Source organism: Frankia umida (assembly GCF_023242945.1).
Taxonomy (GTDB): domain Bacteria; phylum Actinomycetota; class Actinomycetes; order Frankiales; family Frankiaceae; genus Frankia; species Frankia umida.
Map to the genome: position 1 here is coordinate 269,114 of NZ_JALKFT010000001.1, position 13,434 is coordinate 282,547.

The 13,434-nt window shown below is 73.1% G+C and carries 10 protein-coding genes; 5 read left to right on the forward strand and 5 right to left on the reverse strand.

The genetic code is table 11. The features are described 5' to 3' along the window. Positions 1 to 38 precede the first annotated feature (38 nt). The 5 genes from clpB (at position 39) to MXD59_RS01080 (ending at position 7,884) form a co-directional block, all read left to right on the forward strand. Positions 39 to 2,666 carry an ATP-dependent chaperone ClpB gene (gene clpB, locus MXD59_RS01060; protein ID WP_248823046.1) on the forward strand — a complete coding sequence of 876 codons (2,628 nt, stop codon included), beginning with the start codon at positions 39 to 41 and terminating at the stop codon, positions 2,664 to 2,666. A gap of 68 nt (positions 2,667 to 2,734) precedes the next feature. Further along, complete coding sequence (locus MXD59_RS01065) at positions 2,735 to 3,655, forward strand: pseudouridine-5'-phosphate glycosidase (RefSeq protein WP_248823047.1); 921 nt, start codon at positions 2,735 to 2,737, stop codon at positions 3,653 to 3,655. Positions 3,656 to 3,735: 80 nt separating this feature from the next. Continuing rightward, on the forward strand, positions 3,736 to 5,934 hold the full coding sequence (locus MXD59_RS01070; protein WP_248823048.1) for an MMPL family transporter: 2,199 nt from the start codon (positions 3,736 to 3,738) through the stop codon (positions 5,932 to 5,934). Positions 5,935 to 5,959: 25 nt separating this feature from the next. Further along, a complete protein-coding gene (locus MXD59_RS01075) occupies positions 5,960 to 6,445 on the forward strand; it encodes a PH domain-containing protein (RefSeq protein WP_248823049.1) in 486 nt (161 codons plus the stop codon). Further along, on the forward strand, positions 6,442 to 7,884 hold the full coding sequence (locus MXD59_RS01080; RefSeq protein WP_248823050.1) for a PH domain-containing protein: 1,443 nt from the start codon (positions 6,442 to 6,444) through the stop codon (positions 7,882 to 7,884). Before MXD59_RS01075 ends, MXD59_RS01080 begins: the two co-directional genes overlap by 4 nt. A gap of 49 nt (positions 7,885 to 7,933) precedes the next feature. On the opposite strand, the gene MXD59_RS01085 is transcribed toward MXD59_RS01080, so the two are convergent. The 5 genes from MXD59_RS01085 to MXD59_RS01105 form a co-directional block, all read right to left on the reverse strand. Next, positions 7,934 to 9,007, reverse strand: coding sequence for a nucleotidyltransferase domain-containing protein (locus tag MXD59_RS01085; RefSeq protein WP_163548806.1), 1,074 nt, complete (start codon positions 9,005 to 9,007; stop codon positions 7,934 to 7,936). 419 nt (positions 9,008 to 9,426) lie between these two features. After that, positions 9,427 to 9,996 (reverse strand): GNAT family N-acetyltransferase, encoded by a 570-nt coding sequence (locus tag MXD59_RS01090; protein WP_248823051.1) that lies wholly within the window; start codon positions 9,994 to 9,996, stop codon positions 9,427 to 9,429. Then, positions 9,989 to 11,215 carry an NAD-dependent epimerase/dehydratase family protein gene (locus MXD59_RS01095; protein WP_248823052.1) on the reverse strand — a complete coding sequence of 409 codons (1,227 nt, stop codon included), beginning with the start codon at positions 11,213 to 11,215 and terminating at the stop codon, positions 9,989 to 9,991. The genes MXD59_RS01090 and MXD59_RS01095 overlap by 8 nt, the downstream gene beginning before the upstream one ends. A gap of 287 nt (positions 11,216 to 11,502) precedes the next feature. Then, positions 11,503 to 12,450 (reverse strand): CAP domain-containing protein, encoded by a 948-nt coding sequence (locus MXD59_RS01100; protein WP_248823053.1) that lies wholly within the window; start codon positions 12,448 to 12,450, stop codon positions 11,503 to 11,505. Positions 12,451 to 12,605: 155 nt separating this feature from the next. Further along, on the reverse strand, positions 12,606 to 13,337 hold the full coding sequence (locus MXD59_RS01105; protein ID WP_248823054.1) for a DedA family protein: 732 nt from the start codon (positions 13,335 to 13,337) through the stop codon (positions 12,606 to 12,608). Between the last annotated feature and the right edge of the window lie 97 nt (positions 13,338 to 13,434).

The following is a 13,434-nucleotide window of genomic DNA, read 5'->3' on the forward strand; positions in this document are numbered from 1 at the left end:
AGGACGGGCGGTGAACGGTGAACGATGGATGGTGAACGATGAACGCTGAACGCCTCACCGCCCGCTCGCAGGAGGCCCTCTCCGCGGCGATCAGTCGAGCCACCGGCGACGGGTCCCCGCTCGTCGACCCCCTGCATCTGCTCACCGCGCTCCTCGAGACCGCGGATGGCGTCGGCGCCACACTGCTGTCGTCCGTGGGTACCTCGGCCGAGGCCGTCCGCACCCGCGCGGAGGCCGCCCTCTCCCGGCTGCCCCGCGCGACCGGGATGAGCGTCTCCGCCCCCCAGCTGTCCCGCCAGCTCATCGCCGTGCTGACGGGCGCCGAGCGGCAGGCCGCTCGCCTCGGCGACGAGTACACCTCGGTCGAGCACCTGATGGTCGCCATCGCGGAGGAGGGCGGCGAGGCGGGGCGCATCCTGACCGGGGTCGGTGCCACGCCCGATGCGCTGGGGGCCGCGTTCGACCAGGTCCGCGGCGGCGCCCACCGGGTCACCAGCCGTGATCCGGAGGGGTCCTACCGGGCGCTGGAGAAGTACTCGATCGATCTCACCGAGCGTGCCCAGCGGGGCAAGCTCGACCCGGTGATCGGGCGGGACGCCGAGATCCGCCGGGTGATCCAGGTGCTGGCCCGGCGTACCAAGAACAACCCGGTACTCATCGGCGAGCCCGGCGTCGGCAAGACCGCGATCGTCGAGGGCCTGGCGCTGCGCGTGGTCGCGGGCGACGTCCCCGAGTCGCTGCGCGGCCGGCGGATCGTCTCGCTCGACCTCGGTTCGATGGTCGCCGGCTCCAAGCTGCGGGGGGAGTTCGAGGAGCGGCTGACATCGGTGCTCAACGAGATCCGCGAGGCCGAGGGCCAGGTCATCACCTTCATCGACGAACTGCACACCGTCGTCGGCGCCGGCGCGGCCGAGGGCGCGATGGATGCCGGCAACATGCTCAAGCCGATGCTGGCCCGCGGCGAGCTCCGCATGATCGGCGCCACCACCCTCGAGGAGTACCGCACCCGCATCGAGAAGGATCCGGCCCTGGAGCGCCGCTTCCAGCCGGTGCTGGTCGGCGAGCCCACGGTGGAGGACTCGATCGGCATCCTGCGTGGCCTCAAGGAGCGCTACGAGGTGCACCACGGCGTGCGGATCACCGATGCCGCCCTGGTCGCCGCGGCCACCCTGTCCGACCGGTACGTCACCGCGCGGTTCCTGCCGGACAAGGCCATCGACCTGATGGACGAGGCCGCCTCCCGGCTACGGATGGAGATCGACAGCCGTCCGGTGGCGATCGACGAGCTCGAGCGGGCGGTGCGCCGCCTGGAGATCGAGGACATGGCGCTGTCGAAGGAGAGCGACGACGCCTCCCGGGAGCGCCGCGAGCGCCTGCAGCGGGAACTGGCCGACCGGCGGGAGGAGCTGTCCGGCCTGACCGCGCGGTGGCACCGCGAGAAGGACTCGATCTCCGAGGTCCAGAAGATCAAGGAGGAGCTCGAGAACGGCCGGCGGGCCGCCGAGCTCGCGGAGCGTGATCTCGACCTGGCCAGGGCCGGTGAGCTGCGGTACGGCACGATCCCCGCGCTCGAGCGGCGCCTGACCGAGGCCACCGACGCCGTGACCGCGGCCGGTTCGTCCGGTGGCGCCATGCTCGGCGGCGAGGTCGGCCCCGACGATGTCGCCGAGGTCGTCGCCGCGTGGACGGGCATCCCCGCCGGGCGGCTGCTCGAAGGCGAGACGGCGAAGCTGCTGCGGATGGAATCCGAGCTGCACGCCCGGGTGATCGGGCAGGAGGAGGCCGTGCGGGCGGTGTCGGACGCGGTCCGGCGGGCCCGGGCCGGCATCGCCGACCCCGACCGTCCGACCGGGTCGTTCCTGTTCCTCGGGCCCACCGGCGTCGGCAAGACCGAGCTCGCCAAGGCGCTGGCCGACTTCCTGTTCGATGACGAACGGGCGGTCGTGCGCATCGACATGAGCGAGTACGCCGAGAAGCACTCGGTGGCCCGCCTGATCGGCGCGCCCCCCGGTTACATCGGCTTCGAGTCCGGCGGCCAGCTCACCGAGGCGATCCGGCGCCGGCCGTACAGCGTGATCCTGCTCGACGAGGTGGAGAAGGCCCACCCCGACGTGTTCGACATCCTGTTGCAGGTCCTCGACGACGGCCGGCTGACCGACGGGCAGGGGCGCACCGTCGACTTCCGCAACACCATCCTCGTCCTCACCTCCAACCTGGGCTCCCAGTTCATCGCCGATCCCACCCTGAGCCCGCAGGTGCGACGCGAGTCGGTGATGGTCGCGGTGCGGGAGGCGTTCAAGCCGGAGTTCCTCAACCGGCTCGACGACGTCCTCGTCTTCGAGCAGCTTGGCCGGGACGACCTGACCCGCATCGTCGATCTGCAGCTCGACCGGCTGCGGGACCGGCTGCGGGACCGGCGGATCGCCCTGACCGTCCACCCGGCGGCCAAGGCATGGCTCTCCGACGTCGGTTACGACCCGGTGTTCGGCGCCCGGCCGTTGCGCCGGCTGGTGCAGACCGCCATCGGCGACCAGCTGGCCCGCCAGCTGCTCGCCGGAGAGATCCGCGACGGCGACGAGGTTGTGGTGGACGCGACACCCGGCGCCGCCGCGCTGACCGTCACCGCCGCGCCCGCGTCGGCGGCCAGCACCGGAAAAACCCTCTAGCGGCGGACGTAGCCGACCGAACAAAAAGGTTACAACAGGTTAATCAGTGAGTCGCATAGGGTCGGCGTATGGCGGGCAGATCGAACATCGTCGTTTCGGCGGCCGTGCGCCAGGCCCTGGCTGCCGGGGAGCCGGTGGTGGCCCTGGAGTCGACCCTGATCGCGCACGGGCTGCCGCGGCCCCGCAACCGGGAGGTCGCCACCCAGCTCGAAACGCAGCTGCGCGAGCAGGGGGTGACCCCGGCGACCGTCGCGGTCATCGACGGCGTGCCCCGGGTCGGGCTGGACAAGCCGGATCTCCTGCGGATCGCCGACGACCCGCACGTCGTCAAGCTGTCCGTGCGTGACCTGCCGGTCGCCCGCGCCACCGGCCGGACCGGCGCGACGACCGTCGCGGCCACCTCGCTGCTCGCCGCCCGGGTCGGCGTGCGGGTGTTCGCCACCGGCGGGCTCGGCGGCGTGCACCGCGGCGCCGGCGACAGCTACGACGAGTCCGCAGACCTGGTCACGTTGGCCACCACGCCGATCACGGTGGTGTGCGCGGGGGTGAAGTCGATTCTCGACGTCGGCGCCACCCTCGAACGCCTCGAGACCCTCGGGGTCACCGTCGTCGGCTACCGCACGTCGACGTTTCCCGGCTTCTACCTGCCACACACCTCCTACGACCTGGACTGGCGGGTCAGTGAGCCGGCGCAGGTCGCTGCCGCCATGAGCGCGGCCGACGACCTGGGGCTGCGCAACGCGATCGTGGTCGCCGCGCCGTTGCCGGTGGAACTGGCCCTCGACCCCGGGCTGCACGACCGGGTGCTCGCCGACGCGCTGGCCTGGGCGTCCGAACGCGGTATCCGCGGCAAGTCGGTCACGCCCTTCCTGCTGGAGACGTTCCATCGCGAGACCGGCGGGGCGAGCCTCGAGGTCAACATCAACGCGGTGCATAACAACGTCGCGGTCGCCGCCGACGTCGCCCGCGCCTGGGCGGCGACGGGCTGAACCAGCGCCCCAGGCACGGACCTGCGACGATTTCACCCGACGCCGTAACGGTGGGTGAGCGAGCAGGGAGGTGACCGACCGTGTCGTGGATTCTCGGCCGTCGGTCAGCCTGGTTCGTCATCGCCTTCTGGATCGTCGTCGCGGCGGCGCTGAGCCCGCTGGCCTTCCACCTGCCGCAGGCGGAGAAGAACGATGCCGCCGCCTTCCTGCCGGCCGAGGCCGAGTCCACCCGGCTGCTCGCGGCACAACGCGAGTTCCCCGGCGGCGACGCCGTACCGACCGTCGTCGTGATGACCAGACCCAGCGGTCTGGCCGCCCGGGACCGGACGGCGGCCACCGCGATCGCCGCGGCGCTCAGGCCCTTCGCGTCCGGGCGGATTCTGGGGCCGGTGCTCTCGCCCAACGGCCGGACACTGGTGTTCACCGTGCCCCTGGCCCAGTCCGACGACGTGGCCCGGTTCACCGACGAGGTGCGCCAGATGCGCCGGATCACCGCCGGGCTCGCTCCCCCGGGCACCCAGATCGCCGTGACCGGACCGGCCGGCCTGGTCGCCGACACCTACCACCTGTTCAGCACGATCGAGTCCCGGCTGCTGCTGGTCACCGCCGGGATCGTCGCCGTGATCCTGCTGGTGGTGTACCGAAGTCCGCTGTTGTGGCTGGTGCCGCTGGCGTCCGTGGGCATCGCCGACCAGGCCGCCGCCGGCATCATCGACCTGCTCGCCCGGCACTCCGGGCTCACCGTGAACGGGCAGAGTTCCGGCATCCTGCGGGTGCTCGTCTTCGGCGCGGGCACCGACTACGCCCTGCTGCTCATCGCCCGTTACCGGGAGGAACTGACCCGGCATCGTGATCCGCGCCATGCGATGCGCCAGGCGATGCGCCGGGCGGGCCCCGCGATCGTCGCCTCCGCCGGCACCGTCGTCATCGGCATGCTCTGCCTGCTGGTCGGGGAGCTCGCCTCCGACCGGGGGCTCGGCCCGGTCGGCGCGATCGGTATCTCCACCGCCCTGGTCACGATGACCACCCTGCTGCCGGCCGCGCTGGTGCTGTGCGGACGGCGGCTGTTCTGGCCGCGGATTCCCCACTTCGGTGAACACCCGCCGGTCACCGAGGCGGCCCGCCACGGCGCGGCCGCCCGGTCGGCGCACGCCGCCGCGCTCGCCGCCCCGACCGTCCCCGGCCATGAGGATCTGACCGAGTTCGACCTCGCCGAGGAGCCGGGACGCTGGGTCCGCGTCGGTACGGCGATCGACCGCCGGCCACGCACGGTCTGGGTGATCACGTCGCTGCTGCTGGGCGGGCTCACCCTCGGGCTGTTCGCGATGGACACCTCGTTGCGCGGCGACCAGGGGTTCCGCCGCGACGTCGAGTCGGTGCGCGGCGTGGACCTGGTGGCCGCCGACTTCCCGCCGGGCGTCGCGGCGCCGACCTATGTGATCGCGAACACGTCGGCGGCGGCGGCGGTCGAGGCGACCGTGCGCGCGGCACCCGGGGTGGCCGCGGTGGCCGAGACCGGACGGGCCGGCCACCAGGTGCAGTTCCTGGTGGTCCTGCGGGAGCGGCCGGACAGCGCCGCGTCCTTCGCGGCGGTGCGTGACCTGCGGCGGCGGGTGCACCGCATCCCGGACGCGGCGGCGATGGTCGGCGGCAACACGGCGGTGAACCTCGACGTGCGCCGGGCCGCCGTCCGGGATCGCACCGTGGTCATCCCGCTGGTCCTCGCGGTCGTGTTCGCCGTTCTGATCTTCCTGCTCCGGGCGATCATCGCGCCGCTGCTGCTGATGGTGACGGTCGTGCTGTCGTATCTGGCCGCGCTCGGGGCCAGCGCCGTCGCCTACCGCTGGCTGTTCGGGTTTCCCGGCGCCGACCCGTCACTGCCACTGTTCGCGTTCATCTTCCTGGTGGCCCTCGGCGTCGACTACAACATCTTCCTGATGACAAGGGTCCGGGAGGAGGCGCAGCGGATCGGTGCCCGGCCCGGCGTGCTGCACGCGCTCGCCGTCACCGGCGGGGTGATCACCTCCGCCGGCATCGTGCTCGCCGCGACCTTCTCGGCACTGATCATCTTTCCGCTGGTCCAGCTGGCCGAGATCGGCTTCGTCGTCGCCTTCGGCGTCCTGCTGGACACCCTGGTCGTGCGATCGGTGCTGGTTCCGGCGCTGAGTCTGGACATCGGTCGGCGCATCTGGTGGCCGGGGCGGCTCGCCCGTCCGGATCAGGCGGCCCCGGTCGAACCGGTCCGGTCACGCCACTGGCCGAAATCGAGGCAGACGTAATCAGCGGGCGACCTAAGGTTGCCCCATGGCCGAAGCGCTCATTCCGGACCCGGCGTCCTGGCAGGTCCTGCCGCCGCAGCTACGCCGGATGCGGCGAACCCTGCTGCTGGGCGTGACCGTGCCGGCCGTCATGCTCACACTGCTGATCACAGTGATGGTGGACGGCTGGCCGTGGCTGCTGCTGACCGCCGTCCCGATCGCCGTGGCCGGCTGGGCCTGGTTCGCGATCGAGCGGGTCTGGCGCGCCTGGCGCTACGCCGAGCGGGAGGACGATCTCCTGATCAGTCGGGGCATCCTCATCCAGCGCCTGGTGGTCGTCCCCTACGGCCGGATGCAACTGGTGGACGTCAGCGCCGGACCGCTCGCCCGCCGGTTCGGCATCGCCAAGGTGCAGCTGCACACCGCCGCCGCCACCAGCGACGCCGTCATCCCCGGCCTGCGCCCCGCCGAGGCCGCCCGGCTGCGCGACGCCCTCACCGAACGCGGCGAGGCCAGATCGGCCGGGCTTTGACCACCTCCTGGGAGGCCACCGAACCAACCGTGGCGGACCCGCCGAAACCACCGGAGCCGCCGGACCCACCGCAGCGGTCGGAGTCACCGGAGTCGCCGGAGTCGGGCGATGACGGGTACCGACGGCTGCATCCGTTGACGCCGTTCCTGCGCGGCTGGGTGATCGTCGCCGCCTTCGCGGCGACGGTCGGGCGGACCTTCGCCGAGGAGGTGACCGCCCGAGCGATCGGCCTCACGATGCTCTTCCTGGTGCCGGCGGCCGGCATCTACGGGTACTGCGTCTGGCGGTTCACCCGCTACCGGCTCGACGGCGACGGGCTGCGCCTGGACACCGGTCTGCTGGTGCGACGTACCCGCTATGTCCGCCTCGACCGGTTGCAGGCCGTCGACCTCGTCCAGCCGTTGCTCGCCCGGCTGGTCGGGCTCGCCGTCGTGCGACTCGACCTCGCCGGCCACGAACGCCGGGACCGGGCCGACTCCGACGGCGGCAGCGCCACCTCCGACCTGCGTTACCTCTCGCTCGGCCACGCCCAGCGGCTGCGCAGCCAGCTGTTGACCGGCTCCGCGCGCCCCGCGGCGGCGAACCCGGCGGCCCCGGCTCCCTTCGGCCCTTCGCACGGGTCCGACCCGTCGGACAGGTCGGACGGGTCGGCGACGCTCGCCGAGGTGCCGCCGACCCGGCTGGCCGCGGCGATCGCGCTGTCCCCGGCGCCGTGGGTGGCGGTGTTCGGCGTCGCGGCCATCGCCGTCCCGTCCCTGCTGACCGGGACCCGCACCGGTGTGCTCGGCGCGATCCCGATCCTCGGCTGGCTGTGGCATCGCACCGTCCGGGTGTTCGCCGTCGGCTATCCGTACACGGTGTCCACCTCGGCGGACGGGCTACGCCTGGACAGCGGCCTGATCGAACGGGCCCATGCGACCGTGCCACCGGGGCGGGTCCAGGCGCTACGGATCACGGCGCCGCTGCTGTGGCGACCGTTCGGCTGGGTGACCCTGCGGATGAACGTCGCCGGCAGCGGCCCGACCGTCCTGCTGCCGGTGGCCCGCCACGACGAGGCGATGGCGCTCGTCGGCGCGCTGCTGCCCGGGGTGGACGTCGCCGCGGTGGCGCTCACCCGCGGACCGCGCCGGGCGCTGCTGCTCGCGCCGGCGCACTGGTGGGTGCTCGCCTGCGGCGCCGACGACCGGATCTTCGTCGCCCGGCACGGACTGCTCCGGCGCCACACCGACATCATCGCGCACGGCAAGGTGCAGAGCATCCGGCTGATCGCGAACCCACTGGCCCGGCTCCTGCGGCTGGCCGACGTCCATTTCGACACCATCGACGGCCCCGTCCGGGTGCGCAGCGGCCACCGCGACCGCCGGTCGGCGACCGCACTGGTCTACGCCCAGGCGGAACTGTCCCGCCTGGGCCGACGACTCGATCACCCCGACCGCTGATCGCTGAGCAGCGGCCCAGCCGGCCACGGGGCCACGGGGCCGCTGGGGCTCAGCCGAAGGTGGGGAACTCCGGGCCGAACACCGCGCCCCACAGGGCCACGGCCTCCCCGTGGTCACCGGCCTGTTCGGCGGCCAGCGCCTTCGCCGAGTAGAGCCGGGCGAAGCGGACGTTCTCCCCGAGCACGTCAAGATCCTCGGAGCGGACATAGCTGGACAGATCGCCACCGACATCGGCCGGGTCGGCGACGCGCAGACCCACCTCGTCCATGTACCGGAAGACCTCGGCCAGGCCCTGGCGGGTGTTCAGACCACGCCCACCGAGCACCTGCCCGGCGAGCGCCTCGAGGTGGAACGAGCGCAGGTGGCTGCCGCACACCCGGTTCCAGGCCTTGAGCAGCCGCACCGCCGAGATCACCCGGGGGCCGAGATCCGCCGTCCAGCCCAGGTGTCGCTCGGGTCGGGTCGGCAACCAGCCGCCGACCCGGTCGGGCATGACGTAACCGGCCCGCGGATGGTCGAAGGCGGGCACGAGATGCACATCCGGCGGGGCGTCGTAGACGATGCGCAGGGCCTGGCCGCGGCTGCCGATGGTCTGGATACGCTCGCCGCCGATCGCGTTGCGCACGCACAGGACGAGGTCGCGCGAGTCCCAGCGGAACCGCTTCCACGCGCTGTTGGCGGCGGAGAAGACCGCGAAGATGTCGACCTCGTCCAGCGGGCGGATCATCGTGTCGCGACCGGCGGAGCCGATCGTGGCCACGCCGACCAGCGGCAGCGCGCACCGCGGCGGGAAGATCGCCCGCAGTGCCCGCTCGGCCTCGTCACGGCGGGCGGCGATCACCGCCTTCTCCTCAGCGCTGAGCCGAATCATGTCGTCGAGTTTGGCGAACGCACGCGCGGTCGTCCCGACCAGCAACGGCCCGGTCATCGCCCCCGAGGGCGGACCAAGCGGCATCGCATCAGGCTGCCCGGACGCACCGTCCTCGGACGGGAACAGCGCGTTGGGCTCGCCGGGCGTGGAGGCGGGTGACCGCCGCCAGTGCGACGGAATGACCAGATGGTCATAGGTGACCTCACCGGGCCGAGCTCCGGCCGGTGTTCCCCGAGGGGTGTCCACGCTCATGCTGCTGACCTCCCAGGCGCAGGTGGCGCCGAAACGTTCGGGCTCCCCTCCCCGGACGCGCGGCGGACCTCCCACAGCCCGCCCCGGTCGCCCCGCCCTGCCCTCGGCCCGTCGGCCTTGGTCGCGACATCGCTTTACATGGTGCCCCAGGGCGTCACGGTCTGAACAGGGGGCTGTCGGCGTGGCGTGTTCCACCGCTCGTCCAGTGACGAGAAAACTACGAGAAGGTCGCGGCCAGATCCCGGTCAACAGGACATCATCGACGCAACAGACACACAACGATTTTCGTCCGTGTTAGGGCCCCTGGCCAGGGGCCCTCGGGACGCCCACGGGACAGCCCCCGGTTGGCACCAATGGGCCCGACGACGTGGACCGCGCGGTAGTCCACTGGTGGCATGCGCGCAGGCCGGGGGTCGGTCTCAGCCGGCCGGCGGCCGTAGCCAGACCCGCCACCATCCGGCCACCAGAACGGGGGTCGGCACGAACGAGGTCGCCTGCCCGAGGCGCTTGCCGACGGCGTCACCGCGCCGGATCCGCGTCTCCACGAGCACACCGCGGTACTCCAGCCAGACCGCGGCCGCCCGCACCGCCTCGGTGGCGTAGCCCTCCCGGCGGCAACCGAACGCGATCGACACCCCGACCACCGCCCGCCGGCCCTGGGTGTCGGCCACCAGCAGGCCGACCGCCGCGGGCTCCGATCGCCGCCGCAGCACCCAGGTCAGCACGGACCGACCGGCCCCGGCCCGGCGACGCAGCTCACGACGCAGCGACCCGGCCGGGTCACGCGGGTCCGACCGGTCGGCATACGGATCGGTGCCGACCAGACCCCCGTCCGGCCCCACCCCCGACTGCCGGGGACCACCCGAACCGACCACGACCGAGGTGAACGACAACGCCGACGCCAGCTCCTCCGCGACATAGCCCGCGTTCCACACGGTCAGGGGCAGCGCCAGCAGCCGGGATGTGGTGAGTGTCGGCCCCTCACCCACGACGGGACGGCTCCCGCACGCCGAGCAGCCCCCGCTCCCGCAGCCAGTCCTGGGTGCGGGCCATCCCCTCGACCAGCGGCACCCTCGGTGCCCAGCCGGTCAGCTCGCCTACCCGGCTGGACGAGAAGCCGCGCTCGCGGGTGAGCTCCCGGACACCGAGCGGCCCGACGTCCACCCGAGCCCGTGGGTCGACCCCGGCGCCGAGCCGGGCACCGACCCCACGCACCAGCGCCCGCGGTCCACCCGCCCCGGTCCCGGCCGTCGTCGTGGTCGTGCCACGACCACGACGCCCCTCGGCGAGTGCGCGCAGCCGCTCCCAGCCGTCGAGCGCCCCGACGATGCCCGCGGGCACCGAGCGGGGCGCCGCCACGCCCAGCATGTCGGCGTAGTAACCGAAGAAGTCCGCGGCCGGCACCGACTCGCCCCCGGTGACCTGGAGCACCTCGCCGGCCACCACGGCTCGCGGGGCCGCGACCACCGCCGCGACCGCGTCGACGACATCGTCGACGTGCACCGGGCTGAGGATGCCGCGGCCACCATCGACCACCACGAACCGCCCGGCGCGCAGCAGCAGCACCGGCCACAGTGTCCAACGCCCCGCCCGGGCCCCGTAGGCGTCACCGACGCGCACGACGGTCGCGCCCAGCCCGTGCGCGGCCGCCGAGGCCACCGCCTGCTCCGCCGCGGCCAGCGCGTCCGCCCGGGCATCCCCGGTGAGCCCGACCGGCGCCGACTCGTCGAGCGGCCCGCCGGACCCGGCCAGGCCCTCGGCCCACGCCCGCGGCGAACCGGGGGCGGACATGGTCTTCTCCGGTGTGGACGCTCGCTGGGTGGCGGCGATGTTGACCACGTCCACGCAGGAAAGATGAACGAACCGGTCGACGCCCGCGCGGCCGGCGGCGTCGAGCAGGTTCGCCGTGCCCGCAAGGGTCACCCGCCGGATCTCACCGGCGGCCACCCGCACCGGCGCGCCGGCCCGCCCCGGCCGGACCGGGGTCAGTTCCGCCACTCCACCCAGGCCGACGGCGGCCGCCTGGACGACGAGATCGGCACCGTCCAGCGCCCGCTCCCAGTCTCCCGGACGGGTGATGTCGGCCGTCGTGATGCCCGGTGCCCGGCGGATGTCCAGCGCCACCACCTCGGTGCCCGCCTGGCGCAGCGCATGCGTGATCGCCCCACCGAGAAAACCGGCCGCGCCGGTGACCACCGCGCGAACCACGGCCCCTCCTCCTGCCCGGGGCACCCGCGCCGGGCCACCCGTGTGACGGCGTGCTGTCGCTGCCGCCGCCGTCAGGGCGCCGGAAAGGTGGCCCGACTGCCCTCGGCGACGACGTTTCGACCCTACGGGATCGTCCGGCCACACCGTATCCAGGCCAGTGGCGCCGGTCCGGCGGCGAGAATCCGGTGGGACTCGCCGTCGGACCGGCGCGTACCGTTCCCTCCACCATCACCGCGGATGTGTTCTATATCACAAGGACTGAGTCTGTCCGCCAACGTCGGGAGATCTCAGCGCGGGGGCGCGATGAAGTCCTGGGTCCAGTAGGCCCCGTGGGACCCACCCCCGGCAAAGCCGACGCCGATCCGCCGCAGCGAGCAGTTGAGGATGTTCGCCCGGTGTCCGGGGCTGGCCATCCAGGCTCGCACGACCGCGTCGGGTGTCGGCTGACCCGCGGCGATGTTCTCCGCGGCGATCACGTAGGCGACGCCGGCCGCGGAGATCCGCTGGAACGGCGTGGCACCGTTACGGCTGTTGTGCGCGAGGTAGTTCGCCGTCGCCATGTCGACGCTGTGTGCCTGCGCGACCAGGGTCAGGGCCGGATCGGCGACCAGCGCGGGGCAACCGGCCAGGGCGCGCTGCTGGTTGGTGAGGTTGACCACGGTGTTGAGGATGTTCGCGAGCGCCGTCGCCTGGGCGTTCGCCGACCCCACGGAGGCGGCCGAAGCCGCGGGCGACGCGGTCGCGGCCGGCGACGACCCCGGTGTCACACCACCAGCCTGGACGGCGGTGGGGGTCGGCACGGCGACGATCACCGACGGCGGCTTCCCCGCCGGCAGGCCCGTCTCGCCGGCAGAGCTCGCCGGCACCGTGGGATCACTACCCAGAGTAGCGGCCAGGAGTTGCGGGCGCGCGGACGCGGTCGACTTGGGCACATCCGCGCGTGGGCTGCCCGGCGTCTCCGCCGGCGAGGACGGTGCCCCGCTCGGCGTGGCGACACCCGCGGTGGACGCCGGCACGTCGGCCGCGCCCACCGCGGCGCCAGTGGTAACCGCGGCGCCAGTGGTAAAGGTAGTAGAGGTGGCCTGGACGGCGGGGTCCGTCGCGCGGGTGCCCAGCGCCTCGGATGCCCCGGGGCCGGGCGCCAGCGAACAGGCGGTCAACCCCGCGGCCAGGGCCGCCGTGACGAGCGGGGGCAGCAGGCCCGCCCGGCGACGAGCGACCGGACGGCGGTCCACCGGATGACAGCTGGCAGGAAGAGGCTGGCAGCCCGCGGGCGAGCGCCAGGAACGAGGACGTGGCATCGAATCCTTCGCCTGGTCGGCCCCCCGACCCAGGTCACCGGATCGGTCGCAGCCCAGCCCAACGGTGGCGAACCACGTTTCGGCCCTGGCTACCTCCTCTCCTCTGTGTGCGGCGTGTCGACTGTCCGCGGCGCGTCGACCACGGCCACCCCCGTCGACGGCACCTCGACGATCACCGGCTCGTCCACCGCAGAGTCGGTCCGCACAGCATCCGCCCGCGTCGCGGTCGCCACCACTGGATCTGTGCTCGCGGCTGGATCCGTGTTAGCGGCTGGATCCGTGTTCGCGGCGCGGCGTCGGCCCGCGCGTCGGCGCAGCAGCTCACCGCCAAGCCCGGCCAGCACCGAGACCAGCACGACCACCCCGGCCATCGGGCCCGCCGCATCCCGCAGCCCCGGAATGTCCGCCGCCAGATACCCGAGCACGATCAGGCCGCTGCCCCACACCAGCGCACCGGCGACGGCGGCGGCCAGGAACCGGTGCCACGGCATCGCCACCGCGCCGGCCAGCACGGGTGCGAAGGTCCGGGCCCAGGGCACGAACCGGGCCACGATCAGCGTCACGGCGCCGAACCGGCGATAGAAGTCGTCCGTCCGAGCCAGGGCTGTTCCGTGCCGCCGTTCCAGATAGGGCCGACCCAGCCGGGCCCCGGTGTAATAGCCCGCCACGGCACCGGCGCTGGCGGCGACCGCGACCCCGCCGGAGAGGGCATAGATGGAGACGTCGGCGCCGCCGTCGGCGGCGACCAGACCGGCGGCGAACAGAATGGTGTCGCCGGGCAGCCAGAAACCGACCAGCACACCACTCTCAATAAAGATCATCGCAAAAACGACGGCGTACAGGGTCGTCCCGGACAGGTGACCGACATCCACCCGTCCAGTGTGCCGGCAATCCACCGCGGACAGTCCGACGCGGAGC